Source organism: Qipengyuania polymorpha (genome assembly GCF_019711435.1).
Lineage (GTDB): Bacteria > Pseudomonadota > Alphaproteobacteria > Sphingomonadales > Sphingomonadaceae > Qipengyuania > Qipengyuania polymorpha.
The window spans coordinates 615374-637821 of sequence record NZ_JAIGNK010000003.1; the positions used below are offsets into that span (position 1 = coordinate 615374).

Genomic DNA, 22448 nt, shown 5'->3' on the forward strand with positions numbered 1-22448 from the left:
CCCTTCAAGCGCGAAGCTAGTCGATGCGTTCCGCAAGGCTACTTTCGGCGAAAACGGAAATACCAGACCTCGTGGCCATAGGTGTTGCGCGCCTTGTGCTCGTAGCGGGTCTCGCACCAGCCCGAGGGACGGTTTTCCCAGCTGTGTCGGTCCTCGACCACCCATTCGAACACATCGGTGAAGCGGCGCATGACCATCAGCGCGTGGCGCAGGTAGACCGGGTGGTCGGTGCCGAAGCGGAACTCGCCGCCGGGCTTGAGCTTATCGGCGAACATGCGCACCGGCCCGTCGTTCATCATCCGGCGCTTGGCGTGCTTGTTCTTGGGCCAGGGGTCAGGATGGAGCAGGTAGAGCATGGTCAGCGCGCCATCGGGCACGCGGGTAAGGGCATCGAGCGCATCACCATGGTGGATGCGGATATTGGCAAGCCCCCCGTCGCGCACATGGGTGAGCGCCTGTGCGACACCGTTGAGGAACGGCTCGGCGCCGATGAAGCCGTGGTCGGGCAGCATGTCGGCGCGATAGGCCATGTGCTCGCCGCCGCCGAAACCGATTTCGAAATGAAGCGGTCGGTCGAAGCCGAACAGCGTCTCTGCCGTGACCGGCCCCTCTGCGGGGACGGCAATCTGCGGCAACAGCTTGTCGACCAGCTCCTGCTGGGCGGCGCGCAGGGGCTTGCCCTGGCTACGGCCATAGAGCCGGCTCAACGTGGTCGGGTCGCCTTCCTTGAATGCTGACATGGGCAGGGCCGCTAGGCGAAAAGCGGGTCGCGTGTCCAGTATCCAAAAAGGCTTCGTGGCCCGCTTCAGGCCGCTTCGGCTAGCTCCGGCTGCAGCTTTGCTTCGTCAATTTGTATCAGCAAGCGGGACAATTCCCGCGGCAGTACCGGCTTTTGCATATGGTAATCGGGCGCGACGTAATCGAGCCGTGCCGCGAGTTTTTGAAGGTCCCACCCGGTGACGAGGACAGTGGCCAATCCGGGATAGTCGCGCTTTATGCGGGAGAGGAGTTCCATGCCGTCGTCCCCGCCGTCGAGCGAGTAATCGAGCAGAAGGATGTCGGGCAGGCGGTTGTCGAGCATGCAGGACGCGCCTGCGATATCGCTTGCGGTCGCCAGGACCTTGAAACCTGCGGCCTTGCAGATTTCGCGCATGAGGAAGCACAGGACCGGGTCATCTTCGACGATGCAGACAGTCGGAAATTCGTTGTTCGTCATCAGTGCCCCCGGGTTCCCGTGCGGTCCAGTCCCGCTTGCGATTCCCTAGCCCGAAATGGCGCGATTTTGCCCTCCGGACGAATACCTAGGCGGGAACCAAAAGCCCCTTGATCCTGCGCGCTTAGGGATACGCAAAACGCCCGGAAGCCGAAGCATCCGGGCGTCTCGCTGTCCCATCCAAGGAGGATTTGTTTTTCGGGCCGCTTGCGGTCCGCAAAGCCGACCGGCCGTCGCGCGGTTAGCGCGGAAGCCTTAGGGGCCGGATAGCCCCGCCGGCGCTTGAGGCAAACAAATTAAGCCGCTTCGGCCTCTTCGTTCGGGTCGCGCAGCACGTAGCCGCGGCCCCAGACGGTTTCAATGTAATTCTCGCCGCCGCATGCATGGCTCAATTTCTTGCGCAGCTTGCAGATGAAGACGTCGATGATCTTGAGTTCGGGCTCGTCCATGCCGCCATAAAGGTGGTTGAGGAACATTTCCTTCGTCAGCGTGGTGCCCTTGCGAAGCGAGAGCAGCTCCAGCATCGCATATTCCTTGCCGGTGAGGTGGACGCGGGCGCCGTCGACTTCGACGGTCTTGGCATCGAGGTTCACGGCCAGCTTGCCGGTGCGGATGATCGACTGGCTGTGGCCCTTCGAACGGCGCACCACGGCGTGGATGCGGGCGATGAGTTCTTCACGGTGGAACGGCTTGGTGACGTAATCGTCGGCGCCGAAGCCGAAGCTGCGGATCTTGCTGTCCATCTCGGCAACGCCCGAGAGGATGAGAACCGGCGTCTGCACCTTGGCGACACGCAGCTTCTTGAGCACGTCATAGCCGTGCATGTCGGGCAGGTTCAGGTCGAGCAGGATGATATCGTAATCATACAGCTTGCCCAGATCCAGGCCTTCCTCGCCCAAATCGGTCGAGTAGACGTTGAAGCCTTCGGTGGTCAGCATGAGCTCGATCGCTTTCGCGGTTGTCGGCTCGTCTTCAATTAGCAGTACACGCATGGGTCGTCCCCCTAGCCCTGGTTTCCGATGCCCTCTCCCCCTGAGAAAAAGGCGATGTCCCTTTGTTAACCATTTAGGGTCTGAACGGAAAAGGTTAACGTGAGGTAAAAACCGTTAACACTTTTTCCTGTGGCAGCTTTGCATCAAAGACTGCTGAGCTTCTTCTGGCGGCGGCGCTGGGCGCTGGAGCCGATACCGATGGCCTCGCGATACTTGGCTACCGTGCGGCGGGCGAGATCGAAGCCCTCTTCGTTGAGCATGTCCGCAAGCTTCTGGTCGGACAGGACTTTCTTCGGGTCTTCCGCATCGCAGAGTGCCCGGATGCGAGCCTTTATAGCCTCGCTGCTGGCGCCTTCGCCGTCGGCGGCCGCCACGCCGCTGGAAAAGAAATACTTCATTTCGAAGGTTCCGCGCGGGCAGGAAAGGTATTTGTTACTCGTCACGCGGCTGACGGTCGATTCGTGCATTTCGATTCGCTCGGCCACTTCGCGCAAGGTGAGTGGACGCATCGCGGAGACGCCTTCGCGGAAGAAGCCTTCCTGCAACGTCACGATTTCGCTCGCGGTCTTGAGGATGGTCTTCTGCCGCTGGTCGAGCGCGCGGATGAGCCAGTCGGCCTCTCCCAGCTGTTCGTTCAGCCATGCGCGACTGGCCTTGTCGCGCGCGCCCGATTCCAGTTCGACATAATACTCACGGTTCACGACGAGGCGTGGCAGGCTCGTCTCGTTGATACGAATTTCCCATCCGCCGCCCTTGCCTGGAGTGACGAGAACGTCCGGCACGATCGCCGCTTCGCTCGACCCGCCATAGGCGCAGCCGGGCTTGGGGTCGTAGCTGCGTAGTTCGGCCAGCATGTCGGCGAAGTCCTCCTCGTCGACATCGCACAAGCGCCTGAGCCGCGCGATTTCACCACCAGCCAGCAGGTCGAGGTGGTCGATGAGGCGCGCCATGCAGGGATCGTAGCGGTCGGCTTCCTTCGCCTGCAGCGCGAGGCATTCCGAGAGACTGCGTGCCCCCACGCCTGTGGGGTCGAGGGACTGGACGAGGGCCAGCGCGCGCTCGACCTCGGCCAGCGGGGCGCCCAAATCGTCGGCGAGCTCGCGCAGGTCGGTATGAAGGTATCCGGCCTCGTCGAGCTCGTGGACAATGCGTGCTGCAATCACGGCTTCGCGGGGATCATGGGCCAGCGCGCCTATCTGCGCCGAGAGGTGTTCGGGAAGCGTTACACCTTCGCTCGAGCGGTTTTCGAGGTCGGGAAGATCTTCACCGCCCAGCCCCGTTCCGCCTGCCTCGGACCAGTCGCCGCGGTCGCCCGGCGCGGCTTCGGGGTCCTTGGCATACTCGGCAATATCGAGTGCGCCATCGCCGTCGAAGTCCGGCGTCGCCTCGTGTTCGGCGGGCGGCGTATCGGGAGCGTCTTCCCCCTTCTCGCGGCTTAGCTCGCCGACTTCGAGCAACGGATTGCTCTCCAGCGCCTCGGCAACGAAGCTTTCGATTTCGAGATTGGACAGCGCCAGCAGCTTGATCGCCTGCTGCAGCTGCGGCGTCATCACCAGCGATTGGGTTTGCCGTAGGTCGAGGCGCGGTGTCAGCGCCACTATTCTTGCTCGCTCACGTTCGGTCGGTGCCAGCCCACACCCCCTCCCGGCCAACCCATGGGATTATGCTGCTGGGTTGGCCGGGAGGGGGTGTGGGCCGGAGCGGCCCCGGCGGACCGGAATCCGCCAACGAACATCAGGTTTCCGCCCGCCGGATAATCATAATGTGAAGTTCTCGCCGAGGTAGAGCCGCTTGACGTTCTCGTCGGCCACCAGAGCTTCGGGCGTTCCGGCGAAGAGCACCTGTCCGCCATAGATGATGCAGGCGCGGTCGACGATCTCGAGCGTCTCGCGCACATTGTGGTCGGTGATGAGCACACCGATGCCGCGTGTCTTCAGGTCCTTAACGAGGTCGCGAATGTCGCTGATGGAAAGCGGGTCGATGCCGGCAAAGGGTTCGTCGAGCAGCATGATCGATGGCTTGGCGGCCAGCGCGCGGGCAATTTCCGCGCGGCGGCGTTCACCGCCCGACAGTGCCATCGCGGGGCTTTCGCGCAGGCGGGTGAGGCCGAACTCGTCGAGCAGCCGATCAAGTTCCGCAGCGCGCGTTTCCTTGTCGGGCTCGACCATTTCGAGCACGCAGTTGATATTCTGTTCGACGGTCATGCCGCGAAAGATGCTGGTTTCCTGCGGCAGGTAACCAAGGCCGAGGATGGCGCGGCGGTACATCGGTAGCTTGGTGACATCTTCGCCGTCCATAAGGATGCGGCCGGCATCGGGGCGTACGAGGCCCATGATCGAATAGAAGCAAGTCGTCTTGCCCGCACCATTGGGGCCGAGCAGGCCGAGCACTTCGCCCTTGCCGACGGTCAGCGAGATGTCGGTCAGCACCTGCCGCTTGTCGTAGCTCTTGGCGATGGAAATGACTTCCAGCCCGCCCTGCGGGATGGGCGGTGCAGCGTCGTGCACCGCTTCGTTATCGGGGCTCAGTACGTCTTCGGCCATGCGGGGGCCATAGCATGCGAATGCGCGAGGAAAACCCCCGATGCGCGCCCAATTTCGATGAATTGGCAAGATTCCTGCATAGACAACATGGACTTGGGTAATTCCCGGTGCGTGGCTTGCCAAGAGGCAATAATTTTGAAACTATAAAGGCTTGAGGATGTCTGGGGAGACACACCATGGGTGAGGCTATCGGCAAGGGGCACAAGCTCGCTTCGGCGCAGCATGAGCACAAGCGCAATTGGTGCAAGGCGATGAGCGACAATGTGGCGCTCGCGCTGGTGGTCTATACCGGCCTGCAGATTTTCGTCACGGTGGAGGCGCTGCGTCAGGGCGTATCCTCGACGCTTCCCTATTTCGCCCTCATTATCCTCGTGGCAGCGATCATCCCGGCGTGCCGCTGGGCCGAACAACGGTGGAAGGACTTGTCGGCCGAAGAGTCGTGCGACGAAACCCTGAAATGGCAGTTCCGGCGTGACCAGGCCGTCTTGTGGGTAGCTGCCATCGGCCTGCCGCTGGTTTTCACCGGCCTGTTCAAGGCGCTCTTCTTCGCCTTCTCCTGAGACTTGCGTCCGCAGCTTAGGCTCCCTAGCCGGACCCTTCACCGGGTTTGCGGAGTAGTATTGCTGCATGATTGACAAAGAAACCGCTCTGGCGCGCTGCCAGGACCTCGTCGCGCTTGCTGGCAGGATGGGGGCCGATGCGGCCGATGCCGTGGCGCGCGCCAATGCTTCGGAATCGGTCAGCATGCGGCTCGGCCAGCTCGAAGAGGTCGAGCGCTCCGAAAGCGAGGAAATCGGCCTGCGCGTCTTCGTGGGCAAGCGCTCCGCCTCCATCAACACCAGCGATTTCGCCGAAGACGGCCTCAAGGCGCTGGCCGAACGTGCGGTGCAGATGGCGGGTCATGCGCCGGAAGATCGCCACGCCGGGCTGGCTCCCGAAGAGGCCCTGTTCACCGGTGAATTGCCCGAACTCGAACTCGACGATCCGGACCAGCCTTCTCCCGAGTACCTGCGCGAAGCGGCGCTGGCGACCGAGGATGCAGCGCGGGGCGTTGCTGGCGTTACCAACAGCAATGGTGGCAGTGCCAGCGCCAGCCGGGCAGTGGTCGCACTGGCCACCTCCACCGGTTTCGGCCGCGGCTATGCTGGAAGCGGGTTTTCGCTGTCGGCGAGCGTGATTGCCGGTGAAGGAGGGGGCATGCAGACCGATTATGCCTCGCGCAGCGCCCGTTTCCGCGCCGACCTTCCGTCACCCGAAATGGTCGGTAGCGAGGCCGGTCGGCGTGCAGTTGCGCGGCTGAACCCGGTCTCGATGCCGAGCCGCAAGCTGCCGGTCGTGTTCGAGCCGCGCATCGCGGGCGGGCTCGTCGGCCATCTTCTCGGCGCGATGTCGGGGCCAGCGATTGCGCGCAAGGCCAGCTTCCTGCTCGGCCACGAAGACGATGAACTGTTCGATCCGGCCATCCGTGTCGTCGAAGAACCCTTGCGCAAACGCGGACAGCGCTCGCGGCCCTTCGACGGCGAAGGCCTTGCCTGCACCAACCGCACGCTGGTCGAGAATGGCCGCATTTTCGGCTGGCTGACCAATGTCGCTTCGGCCGACCAGCTCGGCCTGGGCCTTACCGGCCATGCGTCGCGCAGCGGCGGCGGATCGCCGGGCGTTTCGGCGAGCAATGTGCACATGGAGCCGGGAAGCGTCAGCCCCGAAGCCCTGATGGGGGATATCGAGGACGGCCTCTATGTCACCTCGCTGTTCGGGCAGGGCGTCAATACGGTCACGGGCGATTACAGCCGCGGGGCGACGGGTTTCCGTATCCGCAAGGGCGAGATCGCCGAGCCGGTTGCGGAGATAACGATTGCCGGTAACCTGCTCGAGATGTTCCGCGCACTCACCCCTGCCGACGACCTCGAGATGATACGCTCCATCAACGTGCCGACCCTTCGCATCGACGGAATGACGGTGGCCGGCGAATGAAGCAGCTCTTCGCCGCACTCGCCCTGATGGCCGCAGTTCCCGCTGCCGCCCTCTTGCCGAGCGCGCCGGAGACCGAGGCCCCGCCCGAACCCGCCGCCCCTGCGCAGACTATCGAGGACACGCAGGACGCCGGCGCGGACGAACGCATGCGCGAACGCATCGAAGGCATTTTCGCCGAATTGCCCGCATTCGAGGCGGTCGAGGTGGCTGTCAGCCAGGGCGTGGTCACGCTCTCGGGAGTGGTCCCGCAGAGGGAAGACATCGCCCGCGCCGAAGCGATTGCGGGCCGCGTGAGCGGCGTGGTCACGGTCGAGAACGGCCTCGAACGCGACGTCTCGATTTCCGCCGAAGGAACCGGCATCGCCAGCCTTGCCGACAAGTGGAGCGGGTTCGTCGCGATGCTCCCGCTCATCGGGCTGGCGTTCCTGGTGTGGGCAGGGATTTCGCTCGTCGGCTATCTCATCGCAGGTCTCGGCGCGCTCTGGCACCGCCTTGCCCCCAACAGCTTCCTCGCCGAACTGATCGCCAGCGCCATCCGTTTCGCCTTCGTGGTAGGCGGGCTGGTGGTCGCGCTCGACATTATCGGGGCGAGCGCCTTGCTCGGCGCGGTGCTGGGTGGGGCGGGGGTCATCGGCCTCGCGCTGGGTTTTGCCTTGCGCGAGACAATCGAGAACTATGTCGCCTCGCTGATGCTGAGCCTGCGCCAGCCCTTCCGTGCCAACGACTGGGTACAGATCGACAACCTCGAAGGCCGCGTCATTCGCCTGACCAGCCGCGCCACGGTGATGATGACGCTCGACGGCAATCACCTGCGCATTCCCAACAGTCAGGTGTTCAAGGCCATCATCACCAATTTCACCCGCAATCCCCAGCGCCGCTTCGAATTCGAATTGGGTGTCGATGCCGACGACGATGCCCGCGCCGCGCGCAAGCTCGGGCGCGATACGCTGGCGTCGCTCGACTTCATCCTGAATGACCCGCCGCCCGAGGCGCGCATCATGGAAGTGGGCGATTCCAACGTCGTGATCCGCTTCCTTGGCTGGATAAACCAGAACGAGACCGACTGGTGGAAGGCGCAGAGCCAGGCCATCCCGGCGGTCAAGGAAGCGCTGGAACATGCCGGCTTCGGCCTGCCCGAACCCATCTACCGCCTGCGCTTCGACCCGCGGTCGGCGACGTTGCCGTTCGAAAATATTGCCGAGGGCAAACGGGGGGATGCGGGCGCTGCTGAGACGCCGAAGAAAGCCCCGCAAATCACCGTCACCGAAGCGGACGAAGACGTGCGCCCGGTCAACGAGATTGCCGACATGGTCGAAAAGGAACGGCGCCAGACCGGCGGCGAGCAGGAAAAGGACCTTCTCGACCACTCGCGCCCGGTCGAATAATCTCGCGAGATAGAAGAAGGGGCGCCTCGCAGCGCCCCCTCGTCCTTACTTCTTCTTGTTCGCTTCGTAGCGTTCGATGCATTCGCGTACGATGCGCTTGGCATCGTCGGCGTCGCCCCAATTGCCGATGCGCACCCACTTCTCGGCTTCGAGGTCCTTGTAGTGGGTGAAGAAGTGCTCGATCTGCTGGAAGATGATCGAGGGCAGGTCCTTCGTCTGGCCGACGTCGGAATAATAGGGGAAGGTGGTGTCGACGGGCACGCAGATGAGCTTCTCGTCGCCGCCGTGCTCGTCTTCGAGGTTGAGCACGCCGATGGGACGGGCGCGGACCACGCAGCCCGGGATGAAGGGCGAGCGCGAGATGACCAGCGCATCGAGCGGGTCGCCGTCGTCCGACAGCGTATGCGGCACGAAGCCGTAGTTCGCCGGATAGCGCATCGGCGTGTGCAGGATGCGGTCGACGAACAGCGCGCCCGATTCCTTGTCGAATTCGTACTTCACCGGTTCGCCGCCGGTGGGGACTTCGATGATGACGTTGAGGCTTTCGGGCGGATTGTCGCCCACGGGGATCATGTCGATGCGCATAGATGCTCTCGTTAGTGGTTGGCGGTTCCAGCCCACTCCCCCTCCCAGCCACCCGATCATGCCCTGATAGCGTATCGGGTGGCTGGGAGGGGGAGTGGGCTGGAACCGTCCCGCCGTGAGGCGGAAAAGGATGTTAGCCCCTCTCCCCAGAAAGACTTGGCGGCCCGATAGCGCCCCAGCGATATTGCGGCAACCTGTTCTCTCGACTAAGCGCGCGGCCTATGGCCAAGACACCGCAAGCAATCCGTGGAACGCAGGACATTTTCGGACCCGACGCCGAGGCTTTCGCCTTCGTCGTCGAAACCTTCGAGCGCGTGCGCAAGCTCTATCGCTTCCGCCGGGCCGAAATGCCGGTATTCGAAAAGACCGAGGTTTTCGCCCGCTCGATCGGCGAGACGACCGATATCGTGTCGAAGGAAATGTACAGCTTCGACGACCGCGGCGGCGAATCGCTCACCCTGCGGCCTGAATTTACCGCCGGCATCGCACGCGCCTATCTCTCGAACGGCTGGCAGCAATATGCGCCTGTAAAGCTCGCGACGCATGGCCCCCTGTTTCGCTACGAGCGCCCGCAAAAGGGCCGCTATCGCCAGTTCCACCAGATCGACGCCGAAATCATCGGTGCCGCCGAGCCGCAGGCCGATGTCGAACTGCTCGCCATGGCCGACCAGCTCTTGAAGGAGCTCGGCATCGAAGGCGTGACGCTGCACCTCAACACGCTGGGCGATGGCGACAGCCGCGAGGCCTGGCGCGCGGCGCTAGTCGAGCATTTCCGCGCGGTGAAGGACGAGCTTTCGGAAGATTCGCAGGAGCGGCTGGAGAAGAACCCGCTGCGCATCCTCGATTCCAAGGACCGCCGCGACCAGCGTTTCGTCGCCGACGCACCTAAAATCGACCAGTTCCTTTCCGACGATGCGCGCGCCTTCTTCGACGCGGTCACCAGTGGCCTCGACGCGGCGGGCGTGAAATGGACCCGCGCGGAAAGCCTTGTGCGCGGTCTCGACTATTACCGCCACACCGCCTTCGAATTCATTCCCGACGAGGGCAGCGAGGCGGCAGGCAAGCTCGGCAGCCAGAGCACTATCCTCGGCGGCGGTCGTTACGATGGCCTCATGGAAAGTCTCGGCGGCACGGCTACACCTGCGGTAGGCTGGGCCGCCGGTATCGAGCGGCTGGCTATGCTGGTCGGCGAGAAGGGCGAACCGCAGGCCGATGCCATTGTCGTGGTCGAGAATGACGATGCAATGACCTCGGCCATCCAGGCGCTCGGCAAGCTGCGCGCTGCGGGCTTGTCGGCGGAGCTGTTTGCGTCGGGAAGCCCGCGCAAGCGGTTCGACAAGGCGGTGAAGGCGGGCTCGAATGCCATCGTCGCCTTCGACATCCGCGATGGCGAAGAGAACCGCCGCATCAAGGCCGACGAGGCTGGTCAGGCACGCATCGAAGAAGTGCTCGGCTGAGACAATGCAGGTCCCTGCCGAACGCCTCGACCAGATTGCCCATCGCTTCGCCGAACTCGAGGCGCGGATGGCTTCGGGCACGCTCGAAGGTGACGAGTTCGTCAAGGCGAGCCGCGACTATGCCGAGCTCGAACCGGTGGCGAAAGTCGCCGCCGAGGTGAAGGCAGCGCGCGAGGAAATCGCGAGCCTCGAAGAAATGCTCGCCGACCCCGAAATGAAAGCGATGGCAGAGGAGGAGCTTGCCGAGCTCCAGAAGCGGCTGCCCGAGGCCGAGCGCAAGCTCGCCGTCGCCATGCTCCCGCGCGACAGTGCCGACAACAAGCCCGCCATGCTCGAAATCCGCGCCGGCACGGGCGGTGACGAGGCGGCGCTGTTCGCCGGTGATCTCTTCCGCATGTACGAACGCTATGCCGCCGAGCAGGGCTGGAAAGTCGAGCCCGTCAGCATGAATGCGAGCGAGGTCGGCGGCTTCAAGGAAATCGTCGCCAGCGTGACCGGCCCCAATGTCTTCGCCAAGCTGAAGTTCGAAAGCGGGGTCCACCGCGTCCAGCGCGTGCCGGAGACCGAGAGCGGCGGGCGCATCCATACCTCGGCGGCGACGGTAGCGGTGCTGCCCGAGCCGGACGAGGTCGATATCCAGCTCGACCCGACCGAATTGAAGATAGACACTTATCGCGCAAGCGGGGCAGGCGGCCAGCACGTCAACACCACCGATAGCGCGATCCGCATCACGCACCTGCCGACCAATACGGTCGTCACCTGCCAGGACGGGCGCAGCCAGCACAAGAACAAGGAAAAGGCGATGCAGGTCCTGCGCACGCGCCTTTACGACGCGCAGCGCGAGGCGACGCAGGGTGCGGAGGCCGAGGCGCGCAAGGCGATGGTGGGTACGGGCGACCGCTCCGAACGCATTCGCACCTATAATTACCCGCAAGGCCGCGTGACCGACCACCGCATTGGGCTGACCTTGCAGAAGCTGCCGCAAATCATCGCCGGACCGGGTCTCGCCGAACTGGTCGACGCACTGATTGCCGAGGACGAGGCCAAGCGGCTCGCCGCGATGAGCGAGTGACCGTCGCCGAGGCCATTCGCGCCGCGACCGAGCGCCTTACCGCCACCAGCGGGACGGCGCGGCTCGATGCCGAACTCCTGATGGCGCATGCGCTGGGGACGGAACGGTCCGCCATGCTGCTACGCTCGATGCGGGACCCTGCGCCCGAAAGTTTCGACGGGCTGGTGGAGCGGCGTGCCCGGCACGAGCCTGTCGCTCATATCCTTGGGCGACAGGAATTCTTCGGACGCGACTTCAAGGTTACCCCGGACACCCTTATCCCGCGCGGCGACAGTGAAGTGCTGGTCGAGGCGGCGCTCGAACTCAAGCCGGATGCGGCCCGCGTGCTCGACATGGGTACGGGGACCGGGGCCCTGCTGCTCAGCGTGATTGCCGAGACGCGGGCCACCGGGGTTGGAACGGATTGCTCGCCTGCGGTCCTCGCGGTTGCGCATGACAATGCCGATCGCCTCGCCGTGGAGGACCGAGTGCGTTTCCACCTTCTGGATTGGCGCGAGAAGGGCTGGGCGGATGGCTTGGGCCAGTTCGACCTCATTCTTTGCAACCCACCTTATGTCGAGGAAGACGCCGCGCTCGATGTCGATGTCCGGGATCACGAGCCGCACTCCGCGCTGTTTTCAGGGCCGGAGGGGCTAGACGACTATCGCATCATTATTCCTCAGCTGCGTAAGTTGCTGACGGATAGAGGCATGGTGATTCTCGAAATCGGACATGAGCAATCGGTGCCTGTGAGTGAAATTGCGCAGAGCGAAGGCTTCGACGTAAGCTTGCGAAAAGACCTCGCAAAGCGGCCACGTGCCCTAATTCTGACATAAGGGGGTTGGCAAAGCGGGCTGGAGGCTTTAACTCTGGCCTCAGGCCAGTGGTGCGCGGCAGTGTCTGCCCCAAGGGTCTGCAGCTCCGACATGGCAGTTACGGTGCGAGGCTATAGGCCCCGCATACCATGCACAGACCGGGGCATTCATACTGCGGGAGGGCGCAGCATGATCGATGGATTACGCAGGCATCAGGCGGACCGCGGGTTCGCGCCGCGCCATAAAGGTAAGGAATTTCCTTGAACAATAACCGTAACAACAACCGCCGTCGCGGCCGGAACAACAACCGGAACCAGGGTGGCGGCAACTCGGCTAACCGGATCGACAGCCGGGCACGCGGCAATGCGCCGCAGCTGCTCGACAAGTACAAGAAGCTCGCACAGGACGCCCAGCACAATGGCGACCGAGTGCAAGCCGAATACTATCTCCAGTTCGCCGACCACTATTTCCGCGTCATCGCCGACAACAAGGCGCGCCAGGAAGAAGCCAAGGCCAAGCGCCAGGAAGAACGCGGCAACCAGTCGGACGACGACAATTCGGACGATGACGGCGACGACAACCGCAAGGGCCGCAAGCCCCGCGGCCGCCGCGACGACAACGACGGCCAGCAGGAAAAGCGTGCCCGCAAGCCGCGTCGCTCTTCGAACGACGACGGCGAATCTGGCGATTTCGAGCCGGACGACAACCCCTTCACCCGCAAGGATGACGAGGACGAAGCGCCTAAGAAGCGCCGTGCGCCGCGCAAGGCGAAGAAGGGCGAAGAAGGCGTGCCCGGCAATGAGGGCGAAATCGACGTGGCGGTCCTGCCGCCGGCAATTGGCGCGGATGATGAAAAGCCCGCACCGCGCCGTCGTCGCCGCAAGGCCGAGGATGCCGAGGATGCAAGCGCTGTCGGCTGACACGCGCTTGCAAAGCCTCACTTTTCCTTGCCATCGCCGCGCCCTGATTTAACAGGCGCAGGCGATGGATCGTATCGCAGCAATTCTCGCCTCACATCCGCGATGGAGCGCATTGCTGCTCGGCGCGCTTGCGGCGACCGGCTTCCAGCCGCTGCATCTCTGGCCCATTGGTCTCGCCGCCATGGCCGTATTCGTATGGCTGGCTGCCCGGCAGGATAGCAGCAAGAGCGCCTTCCTCACCGGCTGGCTGTTCGGCGTCGCGCATTTCACGCTGACCAACAACTGGATTGCGACGGCCTTCACCTTCCAGGCCGAGATGCCGCCCGCGCTCGGCTGGGCGGCGGTCCCGCTTCTCTCCCTTTATCTCGCTGTCTGGCCCGGGCTGGCCGTACTCGCAGCGTGGAAGCTGGCGCGCGGGCGCGGGCTGGTGCCGTTTGCGCTCGCACTTGGTGCATTCTGGATTGCCGCGGAGTGGTTCAAGAGCTGGGTCTTCACCGGCTATGCCTGGGGCCCCTTCTCGATGATGCTGCTGGGCGACTGGTCGCGGCCGGGCGCTGCGCTCGTCCTGCCGTGGATCGGAACCTACGCCCTGTCCGGGATCGCAGTCGCCCTCGCTGGCATTCTGGCGGCGCTCGTCGCCGCCAAGCGCTGGCTTCCAACAGGTGCTTTGATAGCGATCACATTGGCCGGGATGTTTTGGCCCGCTGGTGCGAAAGAAAAGGGCTTCCTGCCCGTCACTCTCGTCCAGCCGAACCTGCGGCAGGAGGAACTCGCCGATCCGACCAAGTTCGAAGAGCAGTTCCAGCGCATCGCCGCGTTAAGTAAGCCCGAGCGCCCGCTCTCGCGCCGCCTGGTGCTCTGGCCGGAAAGCGGCGTCCCCGACTATCTGCGCGACGGCTATCCGCAGCGCTATTATTTCCAGATGACAGCCGCAGCCGACCCGGCATTTGCGCGTTATCGCATCGGCCAGACCATCGGCGAAGGCAGCTTGCTGCTGACCGGTGCGACCGACCTCGAAATCGGCACGGTGGACGGACGCGAGCGGGCCGTCGGGGCCTATAATACTGTCACGCCAATCGATGCCGAGGGCAATCTCGGCCAGCGCTACGCCAAGGCTCATCTCGTCCCCTATGGCGAGTACCTGCCGATGCGCGACATCCTCGAGCCGCTTGGCCTGTCGCGACTGGTAGCAGGCTCCATCGATTTCATCCCGGGTCCGGGGCCGCAGACGATCGATCTTGGACAGCACGGCAAGGCGGGCATGCAGATTTGCTACGAAATCGTCTTCTCCGGCGAGGTGGCCGAACGTGGCAACAGGCCGGACTACATCTTCAATCCTTCGAACGACGGCTGGTTCGGGGCATGGGGCCCGCCACAACACCTCGCGCAGGCACGCATGCGCGCCATCGAGGAGGGCCTGCCGGTCCTGCGCGCCACCACGACCGGCATCAGCGCCATCATCGACGCGCGCGGCGTGGTGCGCGACCATATCGGGCGCGGAGAGGCCGACCGCATCGACACGCTCGTCCCGCCAGCCCGCTCGGCCACGCTGTTCTCGCGGGCCGGACACTGGCTCACGCTTGTCTGGGCGATAGTTCTTCTGGGTGTATCGCTGGTTGCCATGCGCCTGCGGCCCCGTTACGTGTCGGACAACACATAAAGTCTTCTTTATATCTTTCTATCGGGGTCCTTCATGCGCACCAATTACCTGTTCACGTCCGAGAGCGTTTCCGAAGGGCATCCGGACAAGGTTTCCGACCAGATCTCCGACGCCATCGTCGATTTGATGCTGGCCAAGGACCCGGAATCGCGCGTCGCTTGCGAAACGATGACCACCACCCAGCGCGTCATCCTCTCGGGCGAAATCCGCTGCGCGCCCATGTACGACATGAACAATCCCGAGTGGGCCGTGAACGGCGGCTGGGCACCGGGTGCGAAGGACGAAATCGAGCAGGCCGTCCGCAAGACGGTGAAGGATATCGGCTACGAGCAGACCGGCTTCCACTGGAAGACGCTGACCTTCGAAAACCACCTTCACGGCCAGTCTTCCGAAATCGCGCAGGGCGTCGATGCCAGCGGCAACAAGGACGAGGGCGCCGGCGACCAGGGCATCATGTTCGGCTTCGCTTGCGACGAGACGCCAGACCTCATGCCGGCGACGCTCGACTACAGCCACAAGATCCTCGAACGGCTCGCTGCAGACCGCAAGAGCGGTGCGGCGCCCTTCCTCGAGCCCGATGCCAAGAGCCAGCTCTCGCTTCGCTATGAAGACGGCAAGCCGGTGGCCTGCACAGCCATCGTGGTCTCGACCCAGCACGCCAAGGGCTATCACGAGGGCGAGAAGGAAGCCGAGCTCAAGGCCTATGTGAAGGGCGTGGTCACCGATATCCTGCCCGACGGCTGGGTTTCGGATGCGACCGAATGGCACATCAATCCCACCGGTGCCTTCGAGATTGGTGGTCCCGATGGCGATGCGGGTCTCACGGGCCGCAAGATTATCGTCGATACCTATGGCGGTGCTGCCCCGCATGGCGGCGGGGCTTTCAGCGGCAAGGACCCGACCAAAGTCGACCGCTCTGCCGCCTACATTACCCGATACCTTGCGAAGAACATCGTCGCGGCCGGTCTCGCACGGCGCTGCACCATTCAGCTCAGCTACGCCATCGGCGTTTCGAAGCCGCTCTCGCTGTATGTCGACACGCACGGCACTTGCGCCGACGGCGTGACCGACGAGGCGCTGGAAGATGCCATCCGCGGCATCGAGAAGCTGGGCGGCCTGACCCCGCGCGGCATCCGCACGCATCTCGGCCTCAACAAGCCCATCTATCGCAAGAGCGCGGCCTATGGTCACTTCGGGCGGCAGGCGGACGGCGACGACTTCCCGTGGGAGCGCACCGACCTCGTCGATGACCTGAAAGCCGCTATCGGCTGATTATCCGGAGAGGTCGTCCTGGCCCTTGGCAGGCGAGGCTTTCCGGATCGCCAGTTCGGCATCGGAAAATACGAAGGGGCTGCGCACCGATGGCATGCCATCGATGTCCAACTGCAGACCGCGCGCCTTGACCTGTGGGTCGGCGAAGACCTCGTCCAGTTCGTTGATGGGGCCGGCTGGAATACCGGCCTTGGCGCAAGCGTCGAGCAGCGCTTCGCGTGACCAGCTGGAAGTTGCTTCGGCTATCATTCCGTCCACTTCGGCGCGGTTCGCCACGCGGCTTGCATTGGTCGCATAGCGCTCGTCCTCAAGCAGGTCGGTGCGTTCGAGAAGGGTCAGCAGCTTGCGGAAGAGGGCGTCGTTTGCGGGCGCGAGCACGACCTTGCCGTCGCTTGTCGGGAACACGCCATAAGCGCTGACCTGAGCGTGGGCGTTCCCCATCCGCGGCGGGTTCTCGCCGGTGGTGAGGTAGCTCATCGCCTGGTTGGCGAGCAGCGCGACCGAGCTGTCGAGCAGGCTCATGTCGATCCACTGGCCCTTGCCGGTCCGATAGCGCATCAGCAGCGCGGCCTGCACGGCGTTGGCTGCCCATAGACCGCAGGACAGATCGCTGATCGATACTCCCATCTTCATGGGGTCGCCATCGGGCTCGCCGGTCAGCGCCATGAAGCCACTCATAGCCTGCACTACGAAATCATACCCCGGTTCGTTGCGGCGCGGACCGTCCTGGCCGAAGCCGGTGATGGAGCAATAAACGAGGGCAGGGTTGGCCTTGGCCAGCGTTTCGTAATCGAGCCCGAACTTCGCCAGTCCGCCCGGCTTGAAATTTTCCAGCACCACGTCCGCCCCAGCGGCCAGTTCCGCAACGCGTGCAAGGTCCGCTTCGTCCCGGAAATCGGCGACGATGCCGCGCTTGCCACGATTACAGGCGTGGTAATAGGCGCTGGTTGTCTCGCCGCCATGCTCGACCCATGGCGGCCCCCAGATGCGTGTGTTGTCGCCTTCGGGGCTTTCGACCTTGATGACGTCCGCGCCGAGGTCGGCAAGGATTTGTCCCGCCCATGGTCCTGCCAAGACACGGGCAAGCTCGAGCACCTTCAGCCCGGCGAGCGGGCTATTCTCGTTGCGCGGGTTTTCGAGCCAGTCGGCCATGGTCGGATCAGCCGAGCGCGACCTCGTAATTTGCCGTCGTGCTGTCGGCGATGTCCTGCTCGCTCACGCCCGGCGCCAGTTCGATGAGCTGGAAGGGGCTTTCGTGGTCCTTGCGGCGGAACACGCCCAAGTTGGTGATGATCATGTCGACCACGTTCTGGCCCGTCAGCGGCAGGGTGCAGCTGGGAATGAACTTTGCGCTGCCGTCCTTGGCATTGTGGTCCATGACGACGATGATTTTCTTCACGCCTGCGACGAGGTCCATCGCGCCGCCCATGCCCTTGATCATCTTGCCCGGGATCATCCAGTTGGCGATGTCGCCATTCTCGGCCACTTCCATCGCGCCCAGCACGGTGAGGTCGATATGCCCTCCGCGGATCATGGCAAAGCTCTGCGCGCTGTCGAAATAGGCGCTGTGGGCAAGCTCGCTGATGGTCTGCTTGCCCGCATTGATGAGGTCGGCATCCTCCTCGCCCTCATAAGGGAAGGGACCGATGCCGAGCATGCCGTTCTCGCTCTGCAGCGTGACATGCATGCCCTCGGGAATATGGTTGGCGACCAGCGTCGGGATGCCGATGCCGAGATTGACGTAATAGCCGTCCTCCAGCTCCTGCGCGGCGCGGGCGGCCATCTGGTTGCGGTCCCAGCCGGTGCGGGCGGTCGTGTCGGTCATGTCAGTTGCCTTCATTCATGATTGCGGGCGCGGCGGGGGCGGTTTCAGGAGACCAGCGGGTGCCCTCGGGGAAGACCTCGTCCACCGTGCCTTTGAGCGAATCGCCGTAAACCGGGTTGGGCAGGACGAACCAGCCATTGCCCCACAGCTGCGCCAAATCGCCGCGCGCTGCCAGTTCGCGGCGCTCGGCAGCGGGCAGTTCGTCGTCGTTGAAGATGTCGGCGAAGTCGCCGAGGTTGTCTCCGGCGAGTGCGACGACGCAGTAACGGTCGGCAATAAGCGCGCGGCGACCATCCTTGCCCCCGTTGGTCGTGCCGTCGTCACCGCGCAGGTACAGCGTGTCGCGGTGGACCGTCTCGCCGAGGCCTGCTGCTGCAATCGCCTTGGCCGCGCCTTCGGGGCTGTACTGGCGATTGGTGTTGAAGACGGGCGTGATGCCTGCTTCGCGCAGGCGGCGCAGCCCCGTGACCGCGCCGGGGACGGGCTTCACATAGGAGGCGCCGGTTTCTTCCCAGAGCTTCCAGGTCTCGCGCGAATAGCTGTTGCCCGTCTTGGCCGACCAATACTCGTAGCCAAGGTTGAGCAAGACGGTCTCGTCGACATCGAAAACCACGGCGAGCGGCTTCCAGCTGTCACCGATGGCACAGGACTGCGGCTCGGCCACTTCGCCGCCGATACCCATGGCGACCGAAGTCGGCACCTTGCGCTCGCGGCTGCGGGCGATGGCGTAATCGGCAAGGCCGCGCCACGCCTGGATCGAGGCACCGGCGGCCTCGCCAGAGCCATAGAGCCACTGCATGGTGTCGGGCGCATCGGCCGATGCGACCGGCGCTTCTGCTGTGGGCGTAGTCTGGCAGGCGGCGAGCGCGAGGGCAGCGAGCGAAACGAGAGCCGCGCGCATCACGCCTCCTCCCGCTTACGGGTGGTCACGAATTCGATCTTCTTGTCGTAGGGCGCGCCGACAATCATGCGCTGGACGTAGACGCCGGGCAGGTGGATGCAGTCGGGGTCGAGGCTGCCGGTCGGCACCACTTCCTCGACCTCGACGACGCAGACCTTGCCGCAGGTTGCGGCAGGCTGGTTGAAGTTGCGCGCGGTCTTGCGGAAGACGAGGTTGCCCGTCTCGTCCGCCTTCCACGCCTTGACGATGGCGAGGTCGGCGAAGATGCCGCGCTCGAGGATGTAGTCTTCCCCGTCGAAATTCTTCACTTCCTTGCCCTCGGCCACCTGCGTGCCGACGCCGGTCTTGGTGTAGAAGCCGGTAATGCCCGCTCCGCCTGCGCGCATGCGCTCGGCCAGCGTGCCTTGCGGGCAGAACTCGACTTCAAGCTCGCCGGAAAGGAATTGGCGTTCGAATTCCTTGTTCTCGCCCACATAGGACGAAATCATCTTCTTCACCTGCTGCGTGCGCAGCAGCATGCCGATGCCTTCATTGTCGATCCCGGCATTGTTGCTGGCAAAGGTGAGGTTCTTCACCCCGCTGTCGCGAATGGCGGACAACAGCCGCTCGGGGATGCCGCAAAGGCCGAAACCCCCGCTGGCAATCAGCATGTCGTCTTTCAGCAGCCCGTCGAGGGCGGCAGCGGCATCGGGATAAAGCTTGTTCATCGAACCTCCGTTACGGCTTGGCTGCTAGCGCCGAGTTTGCGATAAGTCACCCCCGCAACAAGGAGATACCCGATGCGCGCCCTGTCCCTGCTGGCTCTGCTGTCCTTGCTCGCGGCCTGCGAAGCAGAGCCTGCGCCGCAGCCGACCCCGCGCGCGACGGCCGACCCGGTGGTGGTGAAGGCCGAAGTCGATCGGCGCGAGATGTTCGGAGATGTGGCGAAAAAGGGCGATTTCGATGTCCGCTTCGGGGAGCCTTTCATGTCGCTCGACGTGCGCGGGGAGAAAATCGGCATCTCGCAATCGGGCGGCTACAAGGTCGTCTCGTCGACACGGACGCAAGAGGGCAAGGGCTATGTCTTTCGCGCAAAGGAGGGACTGAACGCAGGCGAGGCCCCCTTCGTGCTCACCATCGCGCCCAAGGCCTGCCGCGATTCCTTTTCCGGCGAGAGGACCCAATACACGGCCTGGCTCGGCACCGATGCAGAGCCGCGCCGCCTGCAGTCCTGTGCTGCACCTGCGAGGTAACGCCGAACCTGCACCAAGGTTAATCAAGCATTTAAACGGACAGGTTGCGCCTCACGCAACAAACCTTGTTCTTTTCGCACTTGCACAAAAAGCTGGTCGCGAGCATATGTCTCCCTGCCTTTCAGGCATCCTCTCCCAAGACTTTTCCAGCCCGGTTGGTTTTCCAGCCGGGCTTTTTTCTTGCCCGAAATCCTTGTCGCGCGGACCTCTCGCCTCCCTCGCTCATTGCATCACTGACATGTGTCCCCATCTGCGGGAGCACTGAAGACGATATTGCGAGGGAGCCAAGCCCATATGGCCGATGCGGAAACTGCAACGCCGGTAGAAGAGAACACAGTCAGGCTTCAGGTCGCCGCAGCACGGCAGGAAGAAAGCGGTCAGGGCATCGCCCGCATGCCCCGATCTGCCTTCCAGGCGCTCGGCATTACCGAAGGTGATACTGTCGAAATCACCGGCAAGCGCGCCACGGTGGCGATCGCCATGTCCGCCTATGACGAGGACCAGTCGCTCGAAGTGGTCCGGCTCGACGGGCTCCAGCGTGGCAATGCCGAGGTCGGTTCGGGCGAGCATGTGATCGTGCGCGCCGCCGAAAGCCGCCCTGCGACACGCGTCGTCTTCGCGCCCGCCAATCGCGACATGCGTTTGCAAGGGCCCGCGCAAGCGCTGAAGCGCAATTTCGCCGGCAAGCCGCTCACGGCAGGCGACCTCGTCGCCACCACCGGCCAGCAGCCGGTGCAGAATATGCCGCCCGAAGTGCGCCGTATGTTCAACGCGCCTGCCTATGCACTCACGCAAATCCGCCTCTCGGTTGTTTCGACCACGCCGAAAGGCATCGTCCATATCGACGAGAACACCGAAGTCGAATTGCGCGCCGAATTCGAAGCCCCGCGCGATGCGCGTGCGGTGGTCAATTACGACGATGTCGGCGGCATCGACGATACCATCCAGGCCTTGCGCGAGATGGTCGAACTGCCGCTACGCTATCCCGAACTGTTCACCCGCCTCGGCGTCGATCCGCCCAAGGGCGTGCTTCTCCATGGCCCGCCGGGGACCGGGAAGACCCGCCTTGCGCAGGCGGTGGCCAATGAAAGTGATGCCGAGTTCTTCACCATCAACGGCCCGGAAATCATGGGCTCGGGCTATGGCGAGAGCGAGAAGGCGTTGCGCGAGGTGTTCGAGAAGGCAGGCAAGTCTGCGCCCGCCATCATCTTCATCGACGAAATCGACTCCATCGCCCCCAAGCGTGACCGTGTGCCGGGCGAGGCTGAAAAGCGTCTTGTCGCGCAACTGTTGACCTTGATGGATGGCCTCGAGGCGCGCTCGAACCTCGTCGTGATCGCGGCCACCAATCGCCCCGATGCCATCGACGAGGCGCTGCGCCGTCCGGGCCGCTTCGACCGCGAAATCGTGGTCGGCGTACCCGATGAGAAAGGTCGCCGCGAAATCCTCGGCATCCACACCCGCGGCATGCCGCTGGGCGACAAGGTCGACCTTACCGAACTGGCCAAGGCGACCTACGGCTTCGTCGGCGCGGACATCGCCGCCCTCGCGCGCGAGGCGGCCATCGATGCCGTGCGCCGTATCATGCCGAAAATCGATCTCGACGAGCGGACCATTCCGCCCGGTGTTCTCGACGATCTGTATGTGGGCCGCGAAGACTTCCTCTCCGCCCTCAAGCGCATCCAGCCCAGCGCCATGCGCGAAGTGATGGTGCAGGTCCCCAATGTCGGCTGGTCCGATATCGGCGGCGTGGGCGATGCGATCGAGAAACTGAAGGAAGGCATCGAGCTTCCGATGAAGAACCCCGACGCCTTCCACCGGCTCGGGATCCGTCCGGCCAAGGGCTTCCTGCTCTATGGCCCTCCCGGCACCGGCAAGACGCTGCTGGCCAAGGCCGTCGCCAAGGAGGCCGAGGCGAACTTCATCTCGATGAAAAGCTCGGACCTCCTCTCGAAATGGTATGGCGAGAGCGAGCAGCAGATTGCCAGGATGTTCAAGCGTGCCCGTGCGGTCGCGCCTTGCGTCATCTTCATCGACGAAATCGACAGCCTCGTGCCTGCACGCGGGTCAGGGCAGGGCGAACCGCAGGTGACGGGCAGGGTGGTCAACACCATCCTCGCCGAGATGGACGGGCTCGAAGAGCTGCAGTCGGTCGTCGTCATCGGCGCGACCAATCGTCCGACGCTGGTCGACCCCGCGCTCCTGCGTCCGGGTCGATTCGACGAACTGGTCTATGTCGGCACGCCGGACAAGCCGGGGCGCGAGCAAATCCTCGGCATCCACACGGCGAACATGCCGCTCGCCGAAGATGTCAGCCTTGCGGACATCGCGGGCAAGACCGAGCGTTTCACCGGTGCCGATCTCGAAGACGTGGTCCGCCGCGCCGGTCTCAACGCGCTGCAACGTGCGGGCGGCGATGTGCAGGAAGTGACCGCTGCCGACTTTGCCGAGGCGCTGAAGGACAGCCGCGCGACGGTAACCAGCAAGATGGAAGCCGAATACAAGAAGATGCGCGGCGAGCTGAAAAAGCGTGCGGCCGAGGTCCAGCCTATCGGCTTCATCCACGAAGGCATGGTCGAGCCCACGCGCGACCGCAAGCACGGCAATGTCGAGAGCTAGCTAG

General features: G+C 63.9%; 21 protein-coding genes. 11 read left to right on the plus strand and 10 right to left on the minus strand.

Translation table 11 applies throughout. From position 1 onward, the window contains the following. Positions 1–38: 38 nt before the first annotated feature. The 5 genes from trmB to lptB form a co-directional block, all read right to left on the minus strand. The gene (trmB, locus tag K3152_RS11900; protein WP_221574307.1) at positions 39–740 is read right to left on the minus strand and encodes a tRNA (guanine(46)-N(7))-methyltransferase TrmB; all 702 of its coding nucleotides are present in this window, start codon (positions 738–740) and stop codon (positions 39–41) included. A 65-nt stretch (positions 741–805) separates the two neighbouring features. Then, positions 806–1216 carry a response regulator gene (locus K3152_RS11905; RefSeq protein ID WP_221574308.1) on the minus strand — a complete coding sequence of 137 codons (411 nt, stop codon included), beginning with the start codon at positions 1214–1216 and terminating at the stop codon, positions 806–808. Positions 1217–1509: 293 nt separating this feature from the next. Then, positions 1510–2205, minus strand: coding sequence for a response regulator transcription factor CtrA (ctrA, locus tag K3152_RS11910; protein ID WP_006833027.1), 696 nt, complete (start codon positions 2203–2205; stop codon positions 1510–1512). Positions 2206–2348: 143 nt separating this feature from the next. After that, positions 2349–3803, minus strand: coding sequence for an RNA polymerase factor sigma-54 (rpoN, locus tag K3152_RS11915; RefSeq protein WP_221574309.1), 1455 nt, complete (start codon positions 3801–3803; stop codon positions 2349–2351). 159 nt (positions 3804–3962) lie between these two features. Next, positions 3963–4748 (minus strand): LPS export ABC transporter ATP-binding protein, encoded by a 786-nt coding sequence (lptB, locus tag K3152_RS11920; protein ID WP_040966310.1) that lies wholly within the window; start codon positions 4746–4748, stop codon positions 3963–3965. 176 nt (positions 4749–4924) lie between these two features. Between lptB and K3152_RS11925 the strand changes: the two genes are divergently transcribed. The 3 genes from K3152_RS11925 to K3152_RS11935 all read left to right on the plus strand — a co-directional run bounded on the left by K3152_RS11925 (position 4925) and on the right by K3152_RS11935 (position 8107). Next, positions 4925–5308: a hypothetical protein gene (locus K3152_RS11925; RefSeq protein WP_221574310.1), complete on the plus strand. Its 384-nt coding sequence runs from the start codon at positions 4925–4927 to the stop codon at positions 5306–5308. 67 nt (positions 5309–5375) lie between these two features. Next, entirely contained in the window at positions 5376–6722 is a 1347-nt protein-coding gene (locus tag K3152_RS11930; protein ID WP_221574311.1) for a TldD/PmbA family protein, read from the plus strand. After that, positions 6719–8107, plus strand: coding sequence for a mechanosensitive ion channel family protein (locus K3152_RS11935; protein ID WP_221574312.1), 1389 nt, complete (start codon positions 6719–6721; stop codon positions 8105–8107). The genes K3152_RS11930 and K3152_RS11935 overlap by 4 nt, the downstream gene beginning before the upstream one ends. A 45-nt stretch (positions 8108–8152) precedes the next feature. Here the strand turns inward: K3152_RS11935 and ppa are convergent, their stop codons facing one another. After that, a complete protein-coding gene (gene ppa / locus K3152_RS11940) occupies positions 8153–8692 on the minus strand; it encodes an inorganic diphosphatase (RefSeq protein ID WP_221574313.1) in 540 nt (179 codons plus the stop codon). 221 nt (positions 8693–8913) lie between these two features. On the opposite strand from ppa, the gene hisS reads away from it, so the two are divergent. The 6 genes from hisS to metK all read left to right on the plus strand — a co-directional run bounded on the left by hisS (position 8914) and on the right by metK (position 15867). Further along, entirely contained in the window at positions 8914–10149 is a 1236-nt protein-coding gene (hisS, locus tag K3152_RS11945; protein WP_221574314.1) for a histidine--tRNA ligase, read from the plus strand. 4 nt (positions 10150–10153) lie between these two features. Further along, a complete protein-coding gene (prfA, locus tag K3152_RS11950) occupies positions 10154–11221 on the plus strand; it encodes a peptide chain release factor 1 (protein ID WP_221574315.1) in 1068 nt (355 codons plus the stop codon). Beyond that, positions 11218–12036 (plus strand): peptide chain release factor N(5)-glutamine methyltransferase, encoded by an 819-nt coding sequence (gene prmC / locus K3152_RS11955; protein WP_221574316.1) that lies wholly within the window; start codon positions 11218–11220, stop codon positions 12034–12036. Before prfA ends, prmC begins: the two co-directional genes overlap by 4 nt. A 239-nt stretch (positions 12037–12275) precedes the next feature. After that, positions 12276–12935, plus strand: a complete 660-nt coding sequence (locus tag K3152_RS11960) for a DUF4167 domain-containing protein (RefSeq protein ID WP_221574317.1) — start codon at positions 12276–12278, stop codon at positions 12933–12935. A 64-nt stretch (positions 12936–12999) separates the two neighbouring features. Further along, positions 13000–14595, plus strand: coding sequence for an apolipoprotein N-acyltransferase (gene lnt, locus K3152_RS11965; RefSeq protein WP_221574318.1), 1596 nt, complete (start codon positions 13000–13002; stop codon positions 14593–14595). 33 nt (positions 14596–14628) lie between these two features. After that, positions 14629–15867, plus strand: a complete 1239-nt coding sequence (gene metK / locus K3152_RS11970) for a methionine adenosyltransferase (RefSeq protein WP_221574319.1) — start codon at positions 14629–14631, stop codon at positions 15865–15867. Here metK and K3152_RS11975 read toward each other — a convergent pair whose 3' ends face one another. The 4 genes from K3152_RS11975 to K3152_RS11990 are packed head-to-tail and all read right to left on the minus strand — an operon-like array spanning position 15868 to position 19300. Continuing rightward, a complete protein-coding gene (locus tag K3152_RS11975) occupies positions 15868–17019 on the minus strand; it encodes a CaiB/BaiF CoA transferase family protein (RefSeq protein WP_221574320.1) in 1152 nt (383 codons plus the stop codon). Between the two features lie 7 nt (positions 17020–17026). Next, complete coding sequence (locus tag K3152_RS11980) at positions 17027–17692, minus strand: 3-oxoacid CoA-transferase subunit B (protein WP_221574321.1); 666 nt, start codon at positions 17690–17692, stop codon at positions 17027–17029. A gap of 1 nt (position 17693) precedes the next feature. Then, positions 17694–18593, minus strand: a complete 900-nt coding sequence (locus tag K3152_RS11985; RefSeq protein WP_221574322.1) for a 5'-nucleotidase, lipoprotein e(P4) family — start codon at positions 18591–18593, stop codon at positions 17694–17696. Then, the gene (locus tag K3152_RS11990) at positions 18593–19300 is read right to left on the minus strand and encodes a CoA transferase subunit A (RefSeq protein ID WP_221574323.1); all 708 of its coding nucleotides are present in this window, start codon (positions 19298–19300) and stop codon (positions 18593–18595) included. Before K3152_RS11990 ends, K3152_RS11985 begins: the two co-directional genes overlap by 1 nt. Positions 19301–19372: 72 nt before the next feature. Here K3152_RS11990 and K3152_RS11995 point away from each other — a divergent pair, with 72 nt between their 5' ends. Beyond that, on the plus strand, positions 19373–19825 hold the full coding sequence (locus tag K3152_RS11995) for a hypothetical protein (protein ID WP_221574324.1): 453 nt from the start codon (positions 19373–19375) through the stop codon (positions 19823–19825). Between the two features lie 294 nt (positions 19826–20119). Then, positions 20120–22444, plus strand: coding sequence for a CDC48 family AAA ATPase (locus K3152_RS12000; protein ID WP_221574325.1), 2325 nt, complete (start codon positions 20120–20122; stop codon positions 22442–22444). Positions 22445–22448 lie beyond the last annotated feature (4 nt).

What these genes read in the sequence shown, in the direction of transcription:
- trmB (WP_221574307.1), bottom strand. Translation starts at nt 740, where the DNA reads ATGTCAGCATTCAAGGAAGGCGACCCGACCACGTTGAGCCGGCTCTAT.
- K3152_RS11905 (WP_221574308.1), bottom strand. Translation starts at nt 1,216, where the DNA reads ATGACGAACAACGAATTTCCGACTGTCTGCATCGTCGAAGATGACCCG.
- ctrA (WP_006833027.1), bottom strand. Translation starts at nt 2,205, where the DNA reads ATGCGTGTACTGCTAATTGAAGACGAGCCGACAACCGCGAAAGCGATC.
- lptB (WP_040966310.1), bottom strand. Translation starts at nt 4,748, where the DNA reads ATGGCCGAAGACGTACTGAGCCCCGATAACGAAGCGGTGCACGACGCT.
- K3152_RS11925 (WP_221574310.1), top strand. Translation starts at nt 4,925, where the DNA reads ATGGGTGAGGCTATCGGCAAGGGGCACAAGCTCGCTTCGGCGCAGCAT.
- K3152_RS11930 (WP_221574311.1), top strand. Translation starts at nt 5,376, where the DNA reads ATGATTGACAAAGAAACCGCTCTGGCGCGCTGCCAGGACCTCGTCGCG.
- K3152_RS11935 (WP_221574312.1), top strand. Translation starts at nt 6,719, where the DNA reads ATGAAGCAGCTCTTCGCCGCACTCGCCCTGATGGCCGCAGTTCCCGCT.
- ppa (WP_221574313.1), bottom strand. Translation starts at nt 8,692, where the DNA reads ATGCGCATCGACATGATCCCCGTGGGCGACAATCCGCCCGAAAGCCTC.
- hisS (WP_221574314.1), top strand. Translation starts at nt 8,914, where the DNA reads ATGGCCAAGACACCGCAAGCAATCCGTGGAACGCAGGACATTTTCGGA.
- prfA (WP_221574315.1), top strand. Translation starts at nt 10,154, where the DNA reads ATGCAGGTCCCTGCCGAACGCCTCGACCAGATTGCCCATCGCTTCGCC.
- lnt (WP_221574318.1), top strand. Translation starts at nt 13,000, where the DNA reads ATGGATCGTATCGCAGCAATTCTCGCCTCACATCCGCGATGGAGCGCA.
- metK (WP_221574319.1), top strand. Translation starts at nt 14,629, where the DNA reads ATGCGCACCAATTACCTGTTCACGTCCGAGAGCGTTTCCGAAGGGCAT.
- K3152_RS11975 (WP_221574320.1), bottom strand. Translation starts at nt 17,019, where the DNA reads ATGGCCGACTGGCTCGAAAACCCGCGCAACGAGAATAGCCCGCTCGCC.
- K3152_RS11980 (WP_221574321.1), bottom strand. Translation starts at nt 17,692, where the DNA reads ATGACCGACACGACCGCCCGCACCGGCTGGGACCGCAACCAGATGGCC.
- K3152_RS11985 (WP_221574322.1), bottom strand. Translation starts at nt 18,593, where the DNA reads ATGCGCGCGGCTCTCGTTTCGCTCGCTGCCCTCGCGCTCGCCGCCTGC.
- K3152_RS11990 (WP_221574323.1), bottom strand. Translation starts at nt 19,300, where the DNA reads ATGAACAAGCTTTATCCCGATGCCGCTGCCGCCCTCGACGGGCTGCTG.
- K3152_RS11995 (WP_221574324.1), top strand. Translation starts at nt 19,373, where the DNA reads ATGCGCGCCCTGTCCCTGCTGGCTCTGCTGTCCTTGCTCGCGGCCTGC.
- K3152_RS12000 (WP_221574325.1), top strand. Translation starts at nt 20,120, where the DNA reads ATGGCCGATGCGGAAACTGCAACGCCGGTAGAAGAGAACACAGTCAGG.